General features: G+C 42.8%; 20 protein-coding genes. 11 read left to right on the plus strand and 9 right to left on the minus strand.

What is annotated here, in order from left to right:
- Positions 1-209: 209 nt before the first annotated feature.
- Both BLS59_RS29220 and BLS59_RS29225 read left to right on the plus strand, forming a co-directional pair.
- On the plus strand, positions 210-1,634 hold the full coding sequence (locus BLS59_RS29220) for a glycogen synthase (RefSeq protein ID WP_091156938.1): 1,425 nt from the start codon (positions 210-212) through the stop codon (positions 1,632-1,634).
- Positions 1,631-2,893, plus strand: a complete 1,263-nt coding sequence (locus BLS59_RS29225) for a glucose-1-phosphate adenylyltransferase (protein WP_091156942.1) — start codon at positions 1,631-1,633, stop codon at positions 2,891-2,893. The genes BLS59_RS29220 and BLS59_RS29225 overlap by 4 nt, the downstream gene beginning before the upstream one ends.
- A gap of 305 nt (positions 2,894-3,198) precedes the next feature.
- Here the strand turns inward: BLS59_RS29225 and BLS59_RS29230 are convergent, their stop codons facing one another.
- On the minus strand, positions 3,199-4,047 hold the full coding sequence (locus tag BLS59_RS29230) for a DUF4198 domain-containing protein (protein WP_091156946.1): 849 nt from the start codon (positions 4,045-4,047) through the stop codon (positions 3,199-3,201).
- Between the two features lie 59 nt (positions 4,048-4,106).
- Here BLS59_RS29230 and BLS59_RS29235 point away from each other — a divergent pair, with 59 nt between their 5' ends.
- Positions 4,107-6,086, plus strand: a complete 1,980-nt coding sequence (locus BLS59_RS29235) for an alpha-ketoacid dehydrogenase subunit alpha/beta (protein WP_091156950.1) — start codon at positions 4,107-4,109, stop codon at positions 6,084-6,086.
- Between the two features lie 175 nt (positions 6,087-6,261).
- On the opposite strand, the gene gldD is transcribed toward BLS59_RS29235, so the two are convergent.
- From gldD to BLS59_RS29265, 5 genes are all read right to left on the minus strand, one after another.
- Positions 6,262-6,840, minus strand: a complete 579-nt coding sequence (gene gldD, locus BLS59_RS29240) for a gliding motility lipoprotein GldD (protein ID WP_162842808.1) — start codon at positions 6,838-6,840, stop codon at positions 6,262-6,264.
- The gene (locus BLS59_RS29245) at positions 6,837-7,637 is read right to left on the minus strand and encodes a shikimate dehydrogenase family protein (RefSeq protein ID WP_091156957.1); all 801 of its coding nucleotides are present in this window, start codon (positions 7,635-7,637) and stop codon (positions 6,837-6,839) included. Before BLS59_RS29245 ends, gldD begins: the two co-directional genes overlap by 4 nt.
- A gap of 34 nt (positions 7,638-7,671) precedes the next feature.
- Entirely contained in the window at positions 7,672-8,322 is a 651-nt protein-coding gene (locus BLS59_RS29250) for a DUF4279 domain-containing protein (protein WP_091156961.1), read from the minus strand.
- A gap of 102 nt (positions 8,323-8,424) precedes the next feature.
- Complete coding sequence (locus BLS59_RS29255) at positions 8,425-9,186, minus strand: phosphosulfolactate synthase (RefSeq protein WP_091156964.1); 762 nt, start codon at positions 9,184-9,186, stop codon at positions 8,425-8,427.
- A gap of 226 nt (positions 9,187-9,412) precedes the next feature.
- Complete coding sequence (locus BLS59_RS29265; RefSeq protein ID WP_091156972.1) at positions 9,413-12,739, minus strand: vitamin B12-dependent ribonucleotide reductase; 3,327 nt, start codon at positions 12,737-12,739, stop codon at positions 9,413-9,415.
- A gap of 277 nt (positions 12,740-13,016) precedes the next feature.
- On the opposite strand from BLS59_RS29265, the gene BLS59_RS29270 reads away from it, so the two are divergent.
- Positions 13,017-13,511, plus strand: coding sequence for a thioredoxin family protein (locus tag BLS59_RS29270; protein ID WP_091156975.1), 495 nt, complete (start codon positions 13,017-13,019; stop codon positions 13,509-13,511).
- 288 nt (positions 13,512-13,799) lie between these two features.
- Here the strand turns inward: BLS59_RS29270 and pyk are convergent, their stop codons facing one another.
- Together pyk and BLS59_RS29280 are read right to left on the minus strand one after the other, a co-directional pair.
- On the minus strand, positions 13,800-15,236 hold the full coding sequence (pyk, locus tag BLS59_RS29275; protein ID WP_091156978.1) for a pyruvate kinase: 1,437 nt from the start codon (positions 15,234-15,236) through the stop codon (positions 13,800-13,802).
- A 67-nt stretch (positions 15,237-15,303) separates the two neighbouring features.
- A complete protein-coding gene (locus BLS59_RS29280; RefSeq protein ID WP_091157015.1) occupies positions 15,304-15,723 on the minus strand; it encodes an IPExxxVDY family protein in 420 nt (139 codons plus the stop codon).
- Positions 15,724-15,876: 153 nt separating this feature from the next.
- Here BLS59_RS29280 and BLS59_RS29285 point away from each other — a divergent pair, with 153 nt between their 5' ends.
- Genes BLS59_RS29285 through rnc form a run of 3 tightly spaced genes read left to right on the plus strand, consistent with a single transcriptional unit; the run spans position 15,877 to position 18,122 of the window.
- Positions 15,877-16,113 carry an acyl carrier protein gene (locus BLS59_RS29285; RefSeq protein ID WP_031266521.1) on the plus strand — a complete coding sequence of 79 codons (237 nt, stop codon included), beginning with the start codon at positions 15,877-15,879 and terminating at the stop codon, positions 16,111-16,113.
- A gap of 19 nt (positions 16,114-16,132) precedes the next feature.
- Entirely contained in the window at positions 16,133-17,386 is a 1,254-nt protein-coding gene (fabF, locus tag BLS59_RS29290; RefSeq protein WP_091156982.1) for a beta-ketoacyl-ACP synthase II, read from the plus strand.
- A 10-nt stretch (positions 17,387-17,396) separates the two neighbouring features.
- A complete protein-coding gene (gene rnc / locus BLS59_RS29295) occupies positions 17,397-18,122 on the plus strand; it encodes a ribonuclease III (protein ID WP_091156985.1) in 726 nt (241 codons plus the stop codon).
- Between the two features lie 70 nt (positions 18,123-18,192).
- On the opposite strand, the gene BLS59_RS29300 is transcribed toward rnc, so the two are convergent.
- The gene (locus BLS59_RS29300) at positions 18,193-18,990 is read right to left on the minus strand and encodes a hypothetical protein (protein ID WP_143014275.1); all 798 of its coding nucleotides are present in this window, start codon (positions 18,988-18,990) and stop codon (positions 18,193-18,195) included.
- Between the two features lie 216 nt (positions 18,991-19,206).
- On the opposite strand from BLS59_RS29300, the gene BLS59_RS29305 reads away from it, so the two are divergent.
- From BLS59_RS29305 to nadD, 4 genes are all read left to right on the plus strand, one after another.
- The gene (locus tag BLS59_RS29305; RefSeq protein WP_240315377.1) at positions 19,207-20,082 is read left to right on the plus strand and encodes a YicC/YloC family endoribonuclease; all 876 of its coding nucleotides are present in this window, start codon (positions 19,207-19,209) and stop codon (positions 20,080-20,082) included.
- Positions 20,083-20,172: 90 nt separating this feature from the next.
- Complete coding sequence (gene gmk / locus BLS59_RS29310; protein WP_091156995.1) at positions 20,173-20,742, plus strand: guanylate kinase; 570 nt, start codon at positions 20,173-20,175, stop codon at positions 20,740-20,742.
- Positions 20,743-20,782: 40 nt separating this feature from the next.
- Positions 20,783-21,166, plus strand: coding sequence for a four helix bundle protein (locus BLS59_RS29315; RefSeq protein WP_091156999.1), 384 nt, complete (start codon positions 20,783-20,785; stop codon positions 21,164-21,166).
- Between the two features lie 71 nt (positions 21,167-21,237).
- Positions 21,238-21,813: a nicotinate (nicotinamide) nucleotide adenylyltransferase gene (gene nadD / locus BLS59_RS29320; protein ID WP_091157002.1), complete on the plus strand. Its 576-nt coding sequence runs from the start codon at positions 21,238-21,240 to the stop codon at positions 21,811-21,813.
- The last annotated feature ends 146 nt before the right edge of the window (positions 21,814-21,959 follow it).

Here is a 21,959-nt window from a genome sequence, read left to right on the forward strand (position 1 = left end):
TAGATTTTGGCGGTTATTTTATTCCTGAAATGTTTTTTTCTGGAATTAAGATGTTCATTATGGGGTAATTTAGCTGCCAAAATTTCAACGTTAGCGGTAAAAGCTTATTAAGATTTTTACAATGTTACCGCTAAATTTCAAAAACTATATTAATCATTATAGGTTTCTCTTTTGGTAATCTTTCCTTAAATTGAGCCAATAAAACCTGAATGAAAATATTCCATCTGAGTGCCGAATGTTACCCCGTTGCTAAAGTTGGCGGCCTTGCTGACGTTGTTGGTGCACTGCCTAAATATCAAAACCAGGCAGGTTTGCAGGCAGTTGTTGTCATGCCTTATTACGACCGTAAGTTTACGCAGGAAAACGAATTCGACGTTGTTTTTGCCGCTGCAACCCTGCTGGGTAACCGCAGGCTATTTTTTGAGATCCTGAAAGAAAAAACTAATAAGCTTGGTTTTGAGCTGTACCTGGTACGCATACCGGGTTTGCTTGATCGTACTGAGGTATACAGCTACCCCGATGAAAGGGAGCAGTTTATTGCCTTTCAACTGGCTTTTTTAGATTGGATAAATTACACCCAGCAAACGCCGGATATTATCCATTGCCATGATCACCACTCGGGCCTGGTGCCTTTCCTGCTGTATCATTCAAAACTGTATACCCGTCTGGCTAATGTGCCAACGGTATTTACTATCCATAACGGCCAGTATCACGGCGCCTTCGGCTGGGAACACCTGGCTTTGCTCCCCGAGATTGATCTGACCCAAACCGGTTTGCTTGATTGGGCGGGCGGAATAAACCCGCTGGCTGCTGCAGTTAAATGCTGCTGGAGCTATACCACGGTGTCGCCTACTTACCTGCGCGAGCTTACCATTAACTCTAATGGGTTAGAATATCTTTTTTATATAGAAAGAGCAAAGGGCCATGGCATCATTAACGGGATAGATACCGAAGTATGGAACCCTAAAACAGATGCCATGATAGCCGGCAAATTTACCACCCGCTTGCTGGCCAAAGGCAAGCAGGTTAATAAAGATGCCATATGTACCCGTTTCGGCCTCGACCCAGAAAAACCGCTGTATACTTTTATTGGCAGGTTAGTGATAGAAAAAGGGGCCGACCTGCTGCCCGAAGCTGTTGAACGCAGCATTAAAGAGAATCCCGGCGAGCTTAGCTTTTTAATATTAGGCTCGGGCGATAAGGATATGGAAGCGGCATTGCTTGAACTTAAGGATAAGTACCCCGGCCAATGCAATGTATTTATCGGTTACGATGAATCATTGGCACACCTGATTTATGCCGGTGCCGATTTCCTGCTGATGCCATCGCGGGTTGAACCATGCGGGCTTAACCAGCTATACTCATTACGTTATGGCACCATGCCGCTGGTACGCAGCACCGGCGGCCTTATTGATTCGGTAATTGATTTTGGTGATGAGGGGGGCTACGGCATCCGCTTTAACCAGGTTTCTGTTGATGATATTTGCTATGCCATTTTCCGTGCTAAAGTATTATATCAAACACCCGCAAAGCTGCAGCAGCTGCGCAAACGCATGATGGAACTCGATTTTTCGTGGGACCGCTCGGCAAAAGAATATATTGACCTGTATGAAAGTTTAAACCCTACGATATGACATCTAAAGTAATTTCCATTGTACTTGGCGGTGGCCAGGGCAGTCGTTTATCACCGCTTACTGCAACCCGTTCAAAACCGGCCGTTCCAATTGCAGGCAAGTACCGCTTGGTTGATATTCCTATTTCAAATTGCCTGCACTCGGGTATTACACGTATTTATGTGTTAACGCAGTTTAACTCGGCATCATTAAATAAGCACATCAAAAACACCTATCACTTTAGCAGTTTTAGCGATGCCTTTGTTGATATTTTAGCAGCAGAACAAACCCCTACCAGCGGTGCCTGGTTTCAGGGTACGGCCGATGCGGTTAGGCAAAGTTTGCACCACCTTGCGGTACATGAATTTGAATATGTATTGATCCTATCCGGCGATCAGCTTTACCAGATGGATTTTGACGATATGATCAGCAAGCATATTGATGCCGGTGCCGAGATCTCTATAGCTACCATTCCTGTTGATGCTGCCGATGTACCGGGATTTGGGATCCTTAAAACCGATTCAAACAGCATGGTTACGGCTTTCATTGAAAAGCCAAAATCAAATTTTGAAAGCTGGGCATCAGAAGTGAGCGACGAAATGCAGGCCGAGGGCAGGGTGTATCTGGCTTCAATGGGTATCTACATTTTTAACCGCAAGCTATTATATGAATTGCTGGAAGGTAACGACCGTACCGATTTTGGTAAAGAGATCATCCCGCAATCAATAACAGATCATAAAGTATTAAGCTACCAGTATGAGGGTTACTGGACAGACATTGGTACTATCCCGTCGTTTTTTGATGCCAACCTTGGCTTAACTGATGAGATTCCTAAATTTAACCTTTTTGGCGAAAATCATATTTTCACCCGTGCACGTATGTTGCCGCCATCTAAAATATCCGGCACGTTGCTTAATAAATCTATCGTTGCCGATGGTTGTATCATCCAGGCTAAGGAAATCACCCGTTCTATCATCGGTATCCGTACCCGTATAGGCGTTGAAACCAGCATCGAGAACTGTTATGTAATGGGTAGCGACAACTACCAAACGCTGGAGCAAATTGCCGAGCTTAAATTAACCAAATCGCCAATTATGGGCATCGGCGACAGGTGTAAGATCAAGAACGCCATCATCGACAAAAATACCTACATCGGCGATGACGTTTCCATCAATTGCGGCGATTTATTGCCCGATGGCGATTATGACACGCACACCGTACAGGATGGTATTGTAGTTGTTAAGAAACGCGCTATTATCCCTAACGGAACAATCATTTAGATTACCTTTAATTCAAATAAAAAAACCTTGCCGGTAACACTGGCAAGGTTTTTTTATTTGAATTTTAAACTGGCTCCCATCGCCATAAATTAAATTTTCTTAGAAACTGTCTAAATTTGATTTAAACTATTGAGTATCCTATAAAATTCATTGCCGTTGACTTTAGTCAACGGAATAATGAGTAGAAAACGAGGGCTTTAGCCCAAATATCGCTTGGATAATTGGGCTAAAGCCCGTAATAATGCCTTTTATTACCGTTGACTAAAGTCAACGGCAATGAATAACTTTCCTTTTTAGACAGTTTCTTAGTGCTTATTCCCGAAACCAAATTCACGGTAAGTATTAGGGATAGAATCTTCATTGCTAAAGGCAAATGTCATAGTGGCGCCCCAGCTTTCAAAATCGGCATTTTTATCAGTCGATGCCTCTATATGGGTTGAGCTTAGCATATAAATACCCTCGCGGCTTAGTTTAAAAAACACCAGTCCGCTGCCATCCGCAGTAAGCGTTTGCGGAAAAATGTTTCCGTTTATAGTTTTTACGTATTGAATAACCACTGCATCCTTCATTGGCTGTCCTTTAAAAAGCACCTGTGCGGTTACATCATCGCCATAACTGGCTTTAAAGGGATTCTGCTGAATAACTATTTCGTAATCCTCGCCAAGTGGCTTATCAAAATTACCATTGGCTTTATCAACAGCAATAAGGGTTTTAAGGTACCGGCTTGATTTTTCTACAAAATATTGCTGATTGCTGGCTTTAGCATCCTCGGCAATTTTTCCTAATCCTTCGGCATCCAGGTTTTTCAAGAATTTATTCCGTTCCGATTCTAAAACTTCGGTTTTTACCAGTTCGATCATCGCAAGACCGCTGTTCTCCAATTTATAGTTCAACACATTGGCGGCGGTATCTTTAGTATTTTTACTGAGGTCGGTTTTCTTTGAACCTTCGTACAGCATAAACTTCGAGATCTTGCCGCTTTCATATTTGTACTCGCCCTCTTTTACAAACTGGTTGCCGCTTAGCAAATGCAGGTTCAGCTTATCACCTTTGTGCATATAAAAGTTTTCGGGAAGCAAAAAATAATCCTGCGATGAAGCTGCAAACCCAATAATCATTAACCCCGCGAATAACACAATTCCAATACGTTTCATACTTTTTAGATAGGATCATCAAACATACAAAGTTTTAAAAACTTCAGTAGTTTTACGTTATGATTTTTGACCGTAAAAACCTTGATACTGACACTTTAATTGCTTTTTACCGAAAATTGTTGCTACCGCGCATGGTTGAGGAAAAAATGCTGATACTTTTGCGGCAGGGGCGCATTGGCAAATGGTTTTCAGGAATTGGGCAGGAAGCCATTGCGGTGGGCAGTACGCTGGCCATGCAGGCCGACGAATATATTTTGCCCATGCACCGCAACCTGGGTGTTTTTACTACCCGGGATATCCCGCTTTCGCGCCTGATGGCGCAATGGCAGGGCAAACCATCGGGCTTTACCAAGGGGCGCGACCGCTCGTTCCATTTCGGTACGCAGGAATACAAGATCATCGGGATGATCTCGCACCTGGGGCCGCAACTGGCCCTTGCAGATGGCATTGCACTGGCCGACGTTTTATCGGGACAAAAAAAATCAACCCTGGTATTTACCGGCGAGGGTGCCACCAGCGAGGGCGACTTTCACGAGGCCCTTAACATTGCCTCGGTATGGAATTTACCGGTCATTTTTTTAATTGAAAACAACGGCTACGGCCTCTCGACCCCTACAAACGAACAATACCATTGCCAGCAATTGGTTGATAAAGCCATAGGTTACGGAATAGAAGGCCGGCGTATTGACGGGAATAATATCCTGGAGGTTTACCATACCATAACAGATATTAACAAAAGCATTCGTGAAAACCCGCGACCTGTTTTATTGGAGTGCATGACCTTTAGGATGCGCGGGCATGAGGAAGCATCGGGTACTAAATATGTTCCGCAAAATTTGTTTGAATGGTGGAAATCGAAAGATCCGCTGGATAATTACGAAAAATATTTACTGGCCGAGGGGGTACTTAAACTGGAATGGATCCCCATCATCCGCAAAGAGTTTACTACGCTTATTGAAACCGAGTTTGAAAAGGTTTACAGCGAGGCCGATATTGTGCCGGATATGGCTACTGAGGTGAGCGATATGTACATGCCCTATCAATTTCCCGCAGACCAGCCTTCTGTAACATCTGCCACCACCAAACGCTATCTTGATGCCATAAGCGATGGCCTGCGACAGGGCATGCGCAAGCACGATAACCTGGTTATTATGGGCCAGGATATTGCCGAATATGGCGGCGCGTTTAAAATTACCCTGGGCTTTGTTGAAGAATTTGGCAAAGGCCGCGTACGCAACACCCCCATTTGCGAATCGGGCGTTGTGGGGGCGGGTATGGGCTTGGCGCTCAATGGCTACAAAGCCATTGTTGAAATGCAGTTTGCTGATTTTGTTACCTGCGGCTTTAACCAGATCATTAATAACCTTGCTAAAACACATTACCGCTGGGCACAGCCTGTAGATATGGTAATTCGTATGCCTACGGGTGCGGGCACGGGCGCGGGGCCTTTCCATTCGCAAAGTAACGAGGCCTGGTTCACGAAAACCCCGGGGCTCAAGGTTGTTTACCCTGCCTTCCCGGCAGATGCCAAGGGCTTACTGCTGGCCGCAATTGACGATCCTAACCCGGTGATTTATTTTGAGCATAAATACCTGTACCGCAGCACAAGCGGCGAAGTACCGGATAATGATGTAATGATCGAGATTGGCAAGGCCAACATAGTAAAACAAGGCAGCCAGGCCACCATAATTACTTTTGGTTTGGGCGTGCACTGGGCACTGGAATTTGCCGACAAGCACCCTGAACTATCCATCGAGGTTATCGACCTGCGCAGTTTATTACCCTGGGATACAACAGCGGTTGAAAACAGCGTAAAGAAAACCGGCAGGGCCCTGGTGCTGCATGAAGATACGCTAACGAGCGGTTTTGGTGCCGAAATAGCCGCCCACATAGCCGAACATTGTTTTAAACACCTTGATGCCCCCGTAATGCGCTGCGGAAGTTTAGATACCGCCATTCCCATGAATAAGGCATTGGAAGATCAGTTTTTGGCAAAAGCAAGGCTGGAAGAAAGTATGGCGAAATTGCTGGGGTATTAGGTAATAGCACTTTGTCATTCAAAAATATACAAACTCCCGAGAGCTTGTAGCTAGTGGGACGCATGGTTTAAGCCTTCGGCTTAATTCAGCTAAAAGCTGAAACCCTTATACCCACGAGTTGCGCTGTGCTAACCTCGCGGGAGTATGCTTTTTCATCTTAATTCTTGATTCTTCCCTACTTCCACCTAAAGCTTTTTATTAATACTTCCATATCCTTTTTTACGAAAGTAAGTACGGGTTGGATGGAGTCAAGCCGGGGCTCGGTATTAAAATAGAGGGCACCGCGCAGGTAGTTTTTGGTGCTATCTGTAAGGAAAAATTGTGCAGATGAAGCTGCGTTACCATCGATGGTGTAGTAAATCCCGTAAACCTTACGGTCGCTATAGCTGATGACGCCTTCATCAATAGAGGTGGCTTTTACCGTATGTTTAAACGCAAAAGTACGAGCATCCTCCACCAGTTGATTAAATACCTTTTTTGAGGTTATAGGCTGATAGCTCAAATGCAGCGTTGCGCCAAACTGCGGGAACTGAACATTTATCCAGCATGGTTTTGCCCCCCGGCTTTTATCGGGCTCGATGCTGGCATACTTGGGGTAGCTGAAAGTATATGGACAGCCCGTGGCGTAATCCTGGTATTCCTTTTTGGGGAATGCTATCCTGAAATACCCCCGCGGCTTGGGCGAGTAGTCGTGGTTGTTACCACATGCGGCAAAAAACAAAACCGAAATAAGCAGTAAAACTATATTTCTCATTCGCGCCTGTCTTTCGAGTTCCATATTTCCCATGATCTTTCGGCCTGCAATATCAGCATTTCGTAACCATTTTTTGTAGCTGCCCCTTGTTCGCGCCCTTTTCTTAAAAACAGGGTTTCTTCTGGGTTATAGATCAGATCATAAAGTAAATGTTCATCGGTTATAGCCTCGTACGGTATGGGTGGGCATTCATCAATTTTGGGCGAGGTACCAATCGGGGTGGTATTAATGATGATCTTATGCTGTTTAATATGATGCGGTTGTAGGTCGCTGAATAATATTTGATCGGGATGTGGTTTACGGGTTACTGTTTTGTAGGTAATGCCCAGGTTTTCCAGCACACATTTTACTGCTTTTGCAGCACCGCCATCGCCAAGCACAAGGGCCTCGGCGTTGGTGTCTTTTATCAAAGGTTTTATCGACATCTCAAAACCATACAGATCGGTATTGTAACCTTCCAGCCTGAAATCATGCCCGGTAACACCAACCTCACCGGTAAAAGCCGCCTGAACCGGACTTTCGGCGCTTATACATATACAATTTACGGCACCGGCGGTACGGGCATCGTGCTCAATCCAATCCAGGTAAGGTAAAATATTTACTTTATGGGGGATGGTAACGTTAAGGCCCAGCAGGTTGGGGTTTTCGTCAAGCAGGTCCTGAAGATCCTTGATATGCTCCAGCGGATATATGTCATAAACAGTATCCTCAATACCTTCATTTTTAAACTTTTCGGTAAAGTATTTTTTTGAAAAGGAGTGCGAAAGCGGATAGCCTATAAGTCCGTAGTGTTTCATAGTGTAATATTAGCAAGAAAACAGCCAAAGATAATTATTGAAATGAATTACCGGCCGCATACTGACTGAAAGCTATTTCTAAATCCAGTGCAGCCATTCGTTTGATGATTTGTTTATTGATATAAGGCCCACCGATCAGTCCGTTCCCGTTATGGATATCTTTATCTACCTGTATGCAGGCATTGGCATTATTTACCAGCGCTTTTACCCCGGCTCTGTCTTGTTCTAAGTAATCAAGCAGTTTCTCTATTTTGTTTTCAAAACTATCGGGCCCGGGGTTGGGTTCATAGTTAGCGCCGCTAAACTTATATAAAGCCTTACCAAATGTTTTTTTATCCCCGGTATTAAAAGTTTCAGTTTCGCTTAGCGTTGTTAAGGCAGCAATTTCTCCGGCTGTAAGGGTATCAGAAGTAGATCTTAAATATACTTTATTATAATCTTCGGTTCCAACATACCTTATTTCCATTTCGGGTTCAACATCAAAATGAATAGCCAAATGAAAGCGCTCATTTTTTACAGGAAGATAAGCAATTGCAATATTCTCTCTGATTACTATGTGCTCCACCTTTGGTTTTTCATCAACCTTAACAACCTCATGAATTTGCATAAATTGCTCAGTAGCGCCCCAGTTTTGCTGTTCAATTTCTGTTATAACAGCCTTGCTGATCTGATCTTGTAAACTCATTTAAATATGTTTGTCATTAAAACTATGTAAAATTCACATATCAACAAAAAAGCTCCCGAATTTCGTCGGGAGCTTGCAGTATATAGTAAGATCAGTCGTCAATTACAAGTTTATAAAGTGGTCGAACGTATCGCTCCTGATACCCAGGCGCAGGGTTTCAAGGGGGATAATATCCGAGGGGGCAATATTACCCAGGCTTACGTTAGCACCTATCAGTTTAATAAACCACACCTGTTGTGCTTTTTGCGGAGCTTCCCAAATGATGGTTTCTTCGGGTATCTGGGTCAGGATCTCATCAACCAAACCCTGCCTTACCTCTCCTGAGTCCCTGTAAATACCCACATTGCCACTTTCACGAGCTTCGGCAATAACCTTCCATGAACCGGCCTCAATTTCGGCATTCATCAGCTTTATCCATTTGTAGGGCGCAAAGATCTTTTGCACATCCTTTGATCCAACTTCGGATATTACCGTTACCTGTTTGGCCAGTTTGCGGATATATTCGCATTTAATATCGTGCTCAATAGTAATGGAACCGTCGGATACTTCGCAATGCTCTAATTTGTATTTATCCAGCAAACGGCAATAATCATCAAACTGGTTACGCACAATAAAAGCCTCGAACAAGGTACCGCCGAAATAAACCGGGATACCAGCTTCGCGATAGAGCTTTAATTTTTGATCAAGATTAGGAGTAACGTAAGATGTTGCCCAGCCTAATTTAACAATATCGGTATGCGTACCGCCTACCTCAATAAAATCTTCAACCTGCCTTAAACTTAAGCCCTTATCCATCACCATAGTAATGCCTTTATCACGGGGTTTGGTAGTTCGTTCGGGTAAATTGTTGATGGTATAATTCATACAAGCAGCTCGTTATAGCCTATAACTAAAAGTTCTAATGGCGCAAATGTCGGAAAAAAACGTGAGAAATTTGTGAAGTTTTTGAATTTGAGAGATGCAAACAGGGGTTGTTTAAATAATGTTACAAAGGCCAAACATTTACTTAACAAAAAGCCCCGCTTACGCGGGACTTTTAACACATTAACTATTATATAATTGAAAAACTACAATTTAATAAACCACTTTATCAGGAGCAACCCATGGAATTGCCGCAATTAAGGCATTTATAACACGTGCCCGAACGCAGGGTGGTATGACCGCAAACATTGCAGCTTGGTGCATCACTTTGCACACCCATACTTACGTCAAATGAAAGGCCTTGTCTTTTAACGTTGCCCTCTGTTGATGCCGGGGTATTAGCGGGCTGATATACATTTGTTTCGTCGGTATTAAAATCCTCATCGCCCATTTGGGGGTTACCTAAAATGCCGTTCTTATCGGTGATGATGTGCACCAGGTCGGTACGGTCTTGGTATTCATAACCCAGCATCCTGAAAATGTAATCGATGATGGAGGTAGCGCTTTTTATATTGGCATGGCCAACCACCATACCGGCAGGTTCAAAACGGGTAAAGGTGAACTTCTCTACATACTCCTCCAGCGGTACGCCGTACTGCAAACCAACCGAAACGGCTATGGCAAAACAGTTCATCAATGAGCGGAAGGTGGCCCCTTCTTTATGCATATCCACAAAAATTTCGCCCAGGGTACCGTCCTCATATTCACCGGTGCGCACAAATACGGTTTGGCCGTCTATACTGGCTTTTTGTGTAAATCCACGGCGCTTAAACGGCAGACTTTTCTTTTGCACCACGCGCGATAGCTGGCGCATAAAATTAGTATCCTTTGATTTTTCCATGATGGCTATGGCTGCCTCGATCACCTGTTCGGATGTTAGGTCGCTTAGCTTTACGTTGGCTGCTTCGCCTAAAACCTCTTCAACCGTATCCAGCTTATCATCGGCTTCTTCCTTAGCATCAGATTTGGTTGATAGTGGCTGCGATAATTTACAGCCATCCCTGTAAAGCGCGTTGGCCTTTAAACCCAGCGCCCATGAAAGTTCATAGCAATCCTTTATCTCATCAACCTTAGCCTCATTGGGCAGGTTAATGGTTTTTGATATAGCACCCGAAAGGAATGGCTGCGCGGCGGCCATCATTTTTATATGGCCGTGTGCGTGAATATAACGCTCGCCTTTTGCACCGCATTTGTTGGCACAATCAAATATAGGGTAGTGCGCTTCTTTTAAATAAGGTGCGCCCTCAATGGTCATGGTACCGCAGATGTATTCGTTGGCTTCGGCAATTTGCTTTTTGCTGAAACCAAGTGTGCGCAATACATTAAAATCGGGCGCGTTGTATTGCTCGGCGGTTATGCCCAGGCGTTTCAAACATTCCTCGCCCAGCGACCAAATATTAAATGCAAAGCTGATCTCAAATGCCGATACTAATCCTTTATCCAGTTTCTCTAATTCGTCGTCAGTAAAACCTTTCGCTTTCAGGCTATCAACATTTACATGAGGTGCGCCCTTTAAACTGGCCGATCCTTTGGCGTAATTCACTATCGCCATAACTTCATGCTCGCGATAGCCTAAATTGCGCAGGGCTTCGGGCACAGCCTGGTTAATAATTTTAAAATAACCGCCGCCAGATAGTTTTTTGAATTTTACCAGTGCAAAATCGGGCTCAATACCGGTGGTGTCGCAATCCATCACTAAACCAATGGTGCCGGTTGGGGCTATAACGGTGGTTTGGGCGTTGCGGTATCCGTGCTTCTCACCCATTTCAACAGCCTTATCCCAGGCGTTACAGGCTGCCGAAAGCAGGTAATCCGGGCAATGCTTTTGGTCGATACCCGGAGGCGTAATTTCTAAACCCTCGTAATTTTCTGTTGAGTTGTAGGCTGCATAACGGTGGTTACGCATTACCCGCAGCATGTGCTGTTTATTATCATTGTAACGACTAAAAGTGCCTAATTCACGGGCCATTTCTGCCGATGTTGCATAAGCCGTACCGGTCATGATAGCGGTAATAGCACCGCCAATGGCACGGGCTTCATCACTATCATACGGGATGCCGTTAACCATCAGCGCCGACCCTAAGTTGGCATAACCCAAGCCAAGGGTGCGGTAATCATAAGATAATTGTGCAACTTCTTTTGACGGGAATTGCGCCATCAGTACAGAAATTTCCAGTACTATCGTCCACATACGGCAGGCGTGTTCAAAACCTTTTACATCAAATACACGGCTTTTGGGATCAAAGAAATGCGCCAGGTTAATAGATGCCAGGTTACAGGCCGTGTTATCCAAAAACATATATTCCGAGCATGGGTTTGAAGCGTTGATCCTTCCACCTTTCGGGCAGGTATGCCATTCGTTTATGGTGCTGTCAAACTGCACACCTGGATCGGCACACGCCCAGGCCGCGAAAGCGATATCGTCCCATAGCTTTTGTGATGCAATTGATTTTATAGTGCGGCCGTTCATGCGGCTGATGAGATCCCAATTAGTGCCGCCCTTTAAAGCCCTGAAAAAGCTATTGGGGATCCGTACCGAATTATTGGAATTTTGACCAGACACCGTACGATAAGCCTCACCTTCGTAATCAGATGAATAACCGGCCGCTATCAACGCTGCTACTTTCTTTTCTTCTTCAACCTTCCAATTCACGAAACCTTCAATTTCGGGATGGTCGAGATCAAGACAAACCATTTTGGCCGCCCGACGGGTTGTACCGCCCGATTTTATAGCCCCGGCAGCTCTGTCGCCAATTTTCAGGAACGACATAAGGCCCGATGAATAACCACCGCCAGATAGTTTTTCACATTCGCCGCGGATCTTGGAAAAATTGGTACCCACGCCCGATCCGTATTTGAAGATGCGGGCCTCGCGAACCCAAAGATCCATAATACCACCCTCGTTAACCAGGTCATCATCTACAGAAAGAATAAAACAGGCATGCGGCTGCGGCCGCTCATAAGCCGATGTTGATTTGCTTAACTGCTCCGTTACCGGATCTACATAGTAATGCCCCTGCGGCTTCCCGGTGATGCCATAAGATGTGTGCAAACCTGTATTGAACCATTGCGGCGAGTTTGGCGCAGCCAGCTGACCAACAATGGTGTAAACTATTTCGTCGTAAAATATATCGGCATCTTTTGGGGTAGCGAAGTAACCATAGCGTACGCCCCAGTCCTTCCAGCAGTTGGCCATGCGGTGGGCTACCTGTTTTATGCTTTTTTCAGATCCGGTAGTACCGTCGGACTGCGGAACACCCGCTTTTCTGAAATATTTCTGGGCAAGTATATCTGTTGCCACCTGGCTCCAGGCGGCAGGTACTTCAACATCGTTCATTTCAAATACAGCATCGCCCGATGGATTACGGATAACGGATGAACGTTTTTCGTACCTGAACAAATCATATACATCAATGCCTTCTTTGCTAAAATAGCGTTCTGCTTTTAAGCCTTTTCCTTTATGTCCGGGTGTTTTATTGGTAATGTTTTTAGCCATTGTTTTTCAGATAAGATGTGCAGTTAATAGAATAAAAACAATCAGGGAGTCGTTATATCAAATCTATTGTTCTGTTAAATATCATTTGCTTCGGAGTTTTCCACATCCTGTGTGAAAAGTAATCATATTTGACTTTACGATATATAAATAATTGATTAACAATAACTTAATTCTGTTGAAAATTTAAACCATAACCTTTTTAGTCGATTTTATGTAACTTGCGTTTACCACTACAGGACAATAACCCGCGCATTATTTTATTTAGATAGCTATCAACATGAAGAAATTATTTTTTGCAGCCCTCATCAGTGTTTTTGCATTAACTGTAAAAGCGCAGGAGAAACCACATATTTATAACCCAGATGCCGATGCCAAGGCAGAGATAAAAGCCGCGGTAAAACAAGCTTCGGCCAATCACAAAAATGTGCTTTTACAAATTGGAGGCAATTGGTGCGTATGGTGTATCCGCTTTAATAACCTGGTGACAACAGACCCCGACCTGAATAAATACCTAACCGATAACTATGTTGTTTTACACGTAAACTATAGCCAGGAAAATAAAAACGAAGCCGTTTTGGCCGACTTGGGTTATCCGCAGCGTTTTGGGTTCCCCGTATTTATTGTGCTTGACGGTAAAGGCAATAGGCTACATACTCAAAATTCCGGCTATTTAGAAGAAGGCCAGGGCCATAGCAAAGAGAAAGTGATGGGCTTTTTAAAAGATTGGTCACCGGCGGCTATTGATCCTAAGAGTTATGAGAAAACGAAGTAAATTCGCTCGCTAACCGCAGAGTTTACTCACCCGACCATCGCTGCGCTGGGTCACTCTCTCTTCAGCTTCGCTGGAAAGAGGGGCAGGATTAGTGGATATATTTGGCATTTGCAAATCAAGGAAAAAGTATTTTCACCCTCTTTGCGGCTTGCCGCAGAGAGGGTCGCCGCACGAAGTGCCGGCGGGGTGAGTCGAACCGCTATGCAGATCCGGCAGTAACTAAAAAAAGAGGGTGATGCTAAAGCATCACCCTCTTTTTTCTACCTATTAGATTATAAGCCTTAGCAATTAGTCAATAACGCTTACCCTAAGCATATTGGTTTTGCCTTGTTTAATAATAGGCGTGGCAGCTGTGTTAATAACCACGTCACCAGTTTTTATCAGGTCTTCGGCTTTAAGTATGGTGTTTACATCGCTAATGGTTTGATCGGTACTTTCCAGTTTATCATAAAAGAATGATCTTACACCCCAAACCAGGCTCAATGCGTTAAGCAATTGCTTGTTTGATGTAAATATATAAGTACTTGCCTTTGGTCTGTGGCTGGAAATCTGGAAAGCGGTGTAACCAGATGTGGTCATAGATACAATACCTACTGCATTGGTATGCTCGGCAATATGAACTGCCGATTCGCAAAGTGCATTGCTCAGGTAGTTTGCCGAAGCCGGGTCAACGTTATCTGCCTTTGAAGCATTAAACGGATAACCCAATTCTTCCACATTACGCACAATTTTAGCCATTGTTTCGATAACAATAACCGGGAACTCACCAACTGATGTTTCACCGCTCAGCATCACTGCATCGGCACCATCAAGTACAGAGTTGGCCACGTCATTAACCTCGGCACGTGTTGGGCGCGGGGTGGTGATCATTGATTCCAGCATCTGCGTAGCAACAATAACCGGTTTTGAAGCCGCACGGCATTTACGAGCGATCATTTTTTGCAGCAATGGCACTTCTTCCAATGGCATTTCAACCCCAAGGTCGCCACGGGCTACCATTACACCGTCGGTAGCAGCAATAATTTCGTCTATATTATCAATAGCCTCTGGCTTTTCAACTTTAGCGATAACACGTGCTGCAGATCCGCTTTGAGCTATGATATGTTTTAATTCAATAATATCCTGACCGGTACGTACAAATGATAAACCAATCCACTCCACATCATATTTTAATGCAAATTGCAGGTTTATTAAATCCTCTTCGGTTAAGCTTGGGATAGATACTTTGGTATTTGGCAGGTTAACACCTTTACGTGATGTTAATATACCACCGTGAACTACCTCGCAAATTACCGTATCAATTTTGTTGGTTTCAAGAACCCTTAACTGCAGCTTTCCGTCATCAAGCAAAATAATTTCGTTTGCCTGTACATCCTGCGGGAAGGTATCATAAGTAATGTAGATCTGCTCGTCGTTACCAATGCACTCCTGGGTAGTAATTTTAATGTGCGTACCATTAACTAAATGAATACCGCCATCTTTTACCAAACCTATACGGATCTTAGGGCCCTGCAAATCGGCAAGGATACCTACGTTTGTTTTATATTCCTCGTTAATTTCGCGAATGGTATCAATTACAGCTTTGTGATCTTCTGGCCTGCCGTGCGAAAAGTTTAAGCGGCAAACATTTACACCGGCTTTTATCATTGCTAATAAAACTTCTTTTTTAGCAGATGCCGGGCCCATTGTGGCTACTATTTTAGTACGATTATAATATAATTTCATATTGTTCTGGTTAATCTGGCTTGTTTTTTCATTAGTGTACCAACAACACTTTTTATAAATTTTTGCGCTAAAATAACAGATTTTCGCGTGATTTTATTTTTTTTGGATCAATCTTTACCGCCGCAACAATTTCAGGGATCTTATTAAGGCTCATAATCAGGCTTTCCAGGTCGTCATCATCAATATAATTCCTGATCATTAAAAAGTAATCGGCGCTTTTAATTTCGGGCACTAAATAGCCGTCAGAGCCTTTATTACCTATAAAATAGAAATCTGTTTCTGTTGTTTCCCAATTATAATGGTATAATGAAAACAAAACAGGCTCGCTCCCTTGAGAAATATCAACGGCCAGATCTTCTGATTTAATAAAATTAAAGTTTAAAAACTTATTGATAAGATAACATATACGGTAATCTTTAAGCGAAGTTGTTACCGCAATCAACACAAAATCAAAATCGATCTCAAACTTTAAAAATTTCCTGTTCAAAATCATTACTTTTACGCCGTCAAAAATACAAATACAAACCGTTTGAATAAAATTTTGTTATCGAAATATATTGTAAAAGTTTTAGATTTGATTATTGACAGAATTTATTTTTCTTTGCACTGAATTTTTATTAATCATTAAACTATAAAGACTATGTCTGATATCGCTTCAAGAGTAAAAGCTATTATCGTAGAAAAACTGGGTGTTGACGAAAGTGAAGTTACACCAGAAGCGAGTTTCACCAACGACCTTGGTGCCGACTCGTTAGACACCGTGGAATTAATCATGGAGTTTGAAAAAGAATTTAACGTGGCTATTCCTGACGATCAGGCTGAAACTATCGGTACTGTAGGTCAGGCAGTTGCTTACCTTGAAAAAAACGTTAAATAAGACTCCCTAACTGGATTAAATGGAGTTCAAAAGAGTTGTAGTAACCGGGCTTGGAGCACTTACTCCTATTGGTAATACCGTTTCAGAATACTGGAACGGCTTAATCAATGGAGTAAGTGGCGCTGCCTTTATTAAAAGTTTTGATACCACAAAGTTCAAAACTAAATTCGCATGCGAGGTGAAAGGCTTCGATGCGGACGGTTTTTTGGGACGGAAAGATGCCCGTAAATTAGATCCGTTTGTTCAATACGCCCTTTTCTCAACAGAAGAGGCCGTAAAGGATGCCGGTTTGGATTTTTCAAAACTTGATACCAGCCGTATAGGCGTTATCTGGGGATCGGGCATAGGCGGTTTAAAAACGTTCTTAGACGAAGTGATGAACTTTGCCAAAGGCGATGGATCACCGCGCTTTAACCCGTTCTTTATTCCTAAAATGATAGCTGATATTGCCCCCGGGCACATATCTATCAAATATGGCTTGCGCGGGCCAAACTTTTCAACCGTATCTGCCTGTGCTTCATCAAACAATTCACTTATCGATTCATTTAACTATATCCGTTTGGGTAAAGCTAATATGTTTATAAGCGGTGGTTCTGAAGCAATCATTAATGAAGCAGGTATTGGTGGTTTTAACGCTATGCACGCATTATCAACCCGTAATGATGATCCGTCAACGGCATCACGTCCGTTTGATTTGGACAGGGATGGTTTTGTAGCTGGTGAAGGCGCCGGTACTATAATTTTAGAAGAGCTGGAGCATGCAAAGGCCCGTGGCGCTAAAATTTATGCCGAAATGATGGGTGGCGGAATGAGCGCAGATGCTTACCACATGACAGCACCACACCCGGATGGGCTTGGCGCAGCGTTGGTAATGCGATCAGCACTTGAAGATGCCAACCTTACACCTGCCGATATTGATTATGTAAATGTTCACGGAACATCTACACCAATTGGCGATCCGCAGGAAATTAAAGCTATACAGGATGTTTTTGGCGACGATATTTACCGTATAAATATCAGCTCAACCAAATCAATGACAGGCCATTTACTTGGTGCTGCCGGCGCGGTTGAAGCAATTGCCTCTATACTTGCTTTAAAGAATGGTATAATACCCCCTACTATTAACCATTTTACCGATGATCCATCATTTGATCCTAAAATTAATTTCACCTTTAACAAAGCACAAAAAAGGGATATTAATATAGTTCAAAGCAACGGATTTGGTTTCGGCGGCCATAATGCTTCTGTTATATTTAAGAAATACGAAGATTAATTGTGGTTTAATGCCTATCAGTCGGTTTTACAAACTCTATATATCGCCCAATAGAAAATACGTAAAGGTTTTAAAGAATTTGCTCGGTTTTGTGCCGGGCAATTTGTCTTTATACCGTTTGGCGTTCAGGCATAAGTCTGTAGCCCAAAACGTAAAAAAGGGAGTAAAAAACAGCAACGAGCGCCTTGAATTTTTAGGCGATGCCGTACTGGGCAGCGTTGTGGCCGAAGTTTTATTTAAGCTTTATCCGTATGAGGATGAGGGCTTTTTAACAGAACTACGCTCAAAAATTGTAAGCCGCGTAAACCTTAACCAGTTGGGCCGCAAACTGGGCTTCGATAAATTGATTGAGTACGATAGCCGCATGCTAAACTCCAGCCGGCAAGGCTCATTACTTGGTGATGCCTTTGAAGCGTTAATTGGTGCTGTTTATCTGGATAAAGGGTATGATTTTACCAAGAATTTTTTGATAAACCATATCATCAAATCGCATATTGATATTCACAAGCTGGAGCAAACCGAAACCAATTTCAAGAGCAAACTTATTGAGTGGTGCCAGCGTCATGGCCGTGATATTACCTTTGAACTGGTAACCAACCAGGATGGCGAAAGCACCAAGCTGTTTACCGTGCAGGCCCTTGTTGATGGCGAGGTAATGGGTGCCGGAAAAGAATTCAGCAAAAAGAATGCGGAAAAACTTGCCGCTGAAAAAGCCTGCGAAGCTTTAGCTATTTAATCCCCATCTTACTTTATTGCTGAAATTATTAAGCGGTTTTCTTTTCCGGACAGATTCAGGAACGTCGTTGTTAATGTTTTTTATTATTTTTCAACGTCTCTCCTGGTTGTGATAGTTTAAAAGTGTCGCTTTTAATAAACGTTGGTGAATTTAGCAGTTCCAGCCTATCTTTTTCATCGCTTTTCTTGTAATAATCATATGATTTTTGGATGTGTTTTGCCAGGTCATAATCATTCCATCCTTTTAAATCCTCAAAAGATGGGGTATAATAATTCATAAACCGCTGGGCCAAACTATCAGATGGAATTCGGGTGATCTGCTTTACAAAGGCAACGTTGTATCGCCTGTTTATTTCGGCCAATTCCAGCTCGCCTTTTGAAAACTGCGCAAACCTGCGCGCCCGGTTGGGTGTAGCACCAAATAATTCATAAATACCGGTTAGGGGATTTGTAATAAAGGATAGTACAGGTGGCTTACCTGCATAAAACGTACCCTGCTTACGGTAATCATTCATTATGGCATTAATTTCCTGTTTTTTTGATTGCCCCGCAATTTTCACCTCGCTTAAAACAATCATGGGCTGCAGGTATATCGGCATATCGCTTTGGTTGAGCACAGCCACCTTTTGAGGTGTATAATCTTCTTTCGAAAACGTTAAGGTATCGCCCACCGAAGCTTTTATAGTAAACCAACCCAGATCGTCGCTTAAAATTATGGCCTTGGTATTAAGATTTTTGATGGAAACCTGTGCTACGCGCTGGGGCGTGTTTTTTTTGGAGATAACCCCTTTAAGGGTAAATTCCTGTGCAGATGCAGTAACAGACAAGCACAGGCAAATTAGTATAAGCAGGTATAAACTAAATCGCATTAACAATTATATGAACGTAAATATAGCCACTCTATTTTAAACAAAATGTGAAAAAGTGTTAAAGGGGAGGAGTCGGAAAGTCCGGAAGTCGAAAAGTCCGAAAGTTAGCATCTACTTCTGGATTTGTTTTTTTCACTTTCGGACTTCCCGGACTTTTCCCACTTCCGGACTTTTTCCCACTTTTCAAACTTTAATAGTAAAACCCTATCTTTGCGCATGATAAAATCCATGACAGGGTATGGAATTGCCAGTTTTGACTCGGGTAATACTAAATATACCGTTGAGATCAAATCCCTGAACAGCAAATTTCTTGAACTTTCACTTCGCTTGCCCAAAATATTTTCTGAAAAAGAATTTCAACTGCGTAATGATTGCAGTAAGCTTATCGAGCGCGGTAAAGTGAACCTATCTATAAATGTTGAGCAGGTAAATGCTTCTGTAAAAGCTGCCGGCATTGATAAAACACTATTAAAACACTACTACAAGCAACTGAAAGATGTAAGCGAGGAACTTAACGAACCCGCTACTAACCTTATGCAGCTTGCCCTTGGCTTACCCGAAGTAGTAAAATACGACGAGGAAACCGTATCTGAAGATGAATGGAAACAGGTTGAAAAAACCTTTCAGCAGGCATTGGCTGCTTTCCAGCAGTTCAGAGCCGATGAAGGCAACGTACTGGAAAACGATGTAAAATACCGCATCAACATCATCCTCAAAAACCTGGAGCTGGTTGAACTGGAAGACCCTAAACGTGTTCCGCTGATACGCGAAAGACTAAATACTTTTTTAGCCGAAGCTACCAACCGCGAGGCTATAGACCAAAACCGCTTTGAGCAGGAACTGATCTATTACATAGATAAACTTGATATAACCGAAGAGAAAATACGCCTGAAAACGCATTGCGAATACTTTATTGAAACTCTTAAAAATGCCGATGCCAATGGCAAAAAGCTGGGCTTTATATCGCAGGAGATAGGTCGTGAAATAAATACCCTCGGCTCAAAAGCAAACGATGCCACTATCCAAAAGCTGGTAGTAGGCATGAAAGAAGAGCTTGAAAAAATTAAAGAACAACTGTTAAACGTATTGTAGTTTATTGGTTCACTGGTTCATTAGTTCATTGGTTGCAAGCCGGTAACTATGCGCCGCCAAAACCCAATGAACTAATGAGCTAATAAACTAATGAACCCTAACGGTAAACTCATCATATTTTCGGCACCGTCTGGAGCGGGTAAAACTACTATAGTGCATCACCTGCTTGGCAAAATGCCCGAGCTTGAATTTTCAATTTCGGCAACAACACGCCAGGCACGCGGCGATGAGGAAGATGGTAAAGACTATTACTTTATCAGCCTGGCCGAGTTTACACACCGTATTGCCAAAAAGCAATTTGTTGAGTTTGAAGAGGTTTACACCGGCACTTTTTACGGCACGCTCCGTGCAGAAATTGAGCGTATCTGGGCAAAAGGCAAAACCGTGATATTTGATATCGACGTAGAAGGCGGCATGCACCTTAAACGCAAATACGACGGACAAGCACTTGCCATATTTGTACAACCACCATCATTAGAAGTTTTAATAGAGCGTTTAACCGGTCGCGGTACCGATAGTGAAGAAAAACTAAAAGAACGCTTTGCCAAAGCCGAAAAAGAGCTTAAATACGCTCCGCAGTTTGATATTATCCTCAAAAATTACGATCTTGAAACGGCTTGCAAAGAAGCCCGCGAATTGGTAAGTAATTTTATAAGATAGTTTGCAGTTATCCGTTGGCAGTTAGCAGTATTTAATTTTCATGGGTACCTATAAGGATCTGTTATTGTACAAAAAAAGTTTCGCCCTTGCTATGGAAATATTTGTTGTTACTAAACAATTTCCAAAAGAAGAAATGTACTCTTTAACAGATCAGATTCGGAGGTCATCGCGTTCTGTAAATATCTGTACAGTGGAGGCTTATCGTAAACGCAGGTATCCTAATCATTTTATTAGTAAATTGACAGATGCGGATATGGAAAATAGTGAAACACAAGGATGGCTTGAATTTTCATTAGCTTGCAACTACATCACAAAAGAGATTTACGACAAATTACTTATTCAATCAGATGAGATTGGGCGGATTGTATACTACATGATTAATAACCCCGATAAGTTGGAGTCGGAGAATAAAGATGCAAATTAACAAAACTAAATATTTGCTAACTAAAATAGCCAACTGGTAACTGCCAACAGCACACTGAAAACCGCCAACTAATGAAAATAGGCTTACTATTCGGTTCATTTAATCCTATACATATAGGGCACCTCATTATAGCCAATTATATGGCCAACCATACCACGCTTGATAAAGTGTGGCTTGTGGTGTCGCCGCAAAACCCATTAAAAAAATACGGCGATCTGATAAATACCTATGATCGTTTGGAAATGGCCCGCCTGGCTACAGATCATGCTACAAACATCACCGTAAGCGATGTAGAGCTGAAATTGCCCCAGCCGTCATACACCATTGATACACTTACCCATCTTAAAGAAAAATATCCAGAACACGATTTTGCGCTCATCATGGGGTCCGATAACCTGGGTACCCTGCATAAATGGAAAAACTATAAACTCATCCTGCGCGATTACCGCATTTACGTTTATCCCCGCCCCGGTTATGAAAACGCAGAGCTTGCCGACCACCCATCCGTAACCATTACCATGACACCACAAATGGAGCTATCGGCAACCTTTATCCGCAAATCAATTGCCGAAAAAAAGAACGTGCAATACTTTGTTCCAGACCCCGTTTTGAAATTTATTGAGAGCAAGAGTTTGTATAAAATTTAGGTGAAAGGAAAAAGGCGAAAGGATAAAGGTTTTTTCTATTTAACATAATGTCCTTTCACCTTTCACCTTTCACCTTTCACCTTTCACCTTTCACCTTTCACCTTTCACCTTTCACCTTTCACCTTTCACCTTTCACCTTTCACCTT

The sequence above is a fragment of the Mucilaginibacter pineti genome (assembly GCF_900101875.1).
Taxonomy (GTDB): Bacteria; Bacteroidota; Bacteroidia; order Sphingobacteriales; family Sphingobacteriaceae; genus Mucilaginibacter; species Mucilaginibacter pineti.

Excerpts from the sequence above, each read along its gene's own strand:
- BLS59_RS29230 (WP_091156946.1), bottom strand. The coding sequence starts at position 4,047 with ATGAAACGTATTGGAATTGTGTTATTCGCGGGGTTAATGATTATTGGG.
- BLS59_RS29245 (WP_091156957.1), bottom strand. The coding sequence starts at position 7,637 with ATGAAACACTACGGACTTATAGGCTATCCGCTTTCGCACTCCTTTTCA.
- BLS59_RS29255 (WP_091156964.1), bottom strand. The coding sequence starts at position 9,186 with ATGAATTATACCATCAACAATTTACCCGAACGAACTACCAAACCCCGT.
- nadD (WP_091157002.1), top strand. The coding sequence starts at position 21,238 with ATGAAAATAGGCTTACTATTCGGTTCATTTAATCCTATACATATAGGG.
- rnc (WP_091156985.1), top strand. The coding sequence starts at position 17,397 with ATGCCTATCAGTCGGTTTTACAAACTCTATATATCGCCCAATAGAAAA.
- BLS59_RS29315 (WP_091156999.1), top strand. The coding sequence starts at position 20,783 with ATGGGTACCTATAAGGATCTGTTATTGTACAAAAAAAGTTTCGCCCTT.
- BLS59_RS29220 (WP_091156938.1), top strand. The coding sequence starts at position 210 with ATGAAAATATTCCATCTGAGTGCCGAATGTTACCCCGTTGCTAAAGTT.
- BLS59_RS29305 (WP_240315377.1), top strand. The coding sequence starts at position 19,207 with ATGATAAAATCCATGACAGGGTATGGAATTGCCAGTTTTGACTCGGGT.
- gldD (WP_162842808.1), bottom strand. The coding sequence starts at position 6,840 with ATGAGAAATATAGTTTTACTGCTTATTTCGGTTTTGTTTTTTGCCGCA.
- BLS59_RS29225 (WP_091156942.1), top strand. The coding sequence starts at position 1,631 with ATGACATCTAAAGTAATTTCCATTGTACTTGGCGGTGGCCAGGGCAGT.
- BLS59_RS29300 (WP_143014275.1), bottom strand. The coding sequence starts at position 18,990 with ATGCGATTTAGTTTATACCTGCTTATACTAATTTGCCTGTGCTTGTCT.
- BLS59_RS29250 (WP_091156961.1), bottom strand. The coding sequence starts at position 8,322 with ATGAGTTTACAAGATCAGATCAGCAAGGCTGTTATAACAGAAATTGAA.
- BLS59_RS29270 (WP_091156975.1), top strand. The coding sequence starts at position 13,017 with ATGAAGAAATTATTTTTTGCAGCCCTCATCAGTGTTTTTGCATTAACT.
- BLS59_RS29285 (WP_031266521.1), top strand. The coding sequence starts at position 15,877 with ATGTCTGATATCGCTTCAAGAGTAAAAGCTATTATCGTAGAAAAACTG.
- gmk (WP_091156995.1), top strand. The coding sequence starts at position 20,173 with ATGAACCCTAACGGTAAACTCATCATATTTTCGGCACCGTCTGGAGCG.
- fabF (WP_091156982.1), top strand. The coding sequence starts at position 16,133 with ATGGAGTTCAAAAGAGTTGTAGTAACCGGGCTTGGAGCACTTACTCCT.
- pyk (WP_091156978.1), bottom strand. The coding sequence starts at position 15,236 with ATGAAATTATATTATAATCGTACTAAAATAGTAGCCACAATGGGCCCG.
- BLS59_RS29235 (WP_091156950.1), top strand. The coding sequence starts at position 4,107 with ATGATTTTTGACCGTAAAAACCTTGATACTGACACTTTAATTGCTTTT.
- BLS59_RS29265 (WP_091156972.1), bottom strand. The coding sequence starts at position 12,739 with ATGGCTAAAAACATTACCAATAAAACACCCGGACATAAAGGAAAAGGC.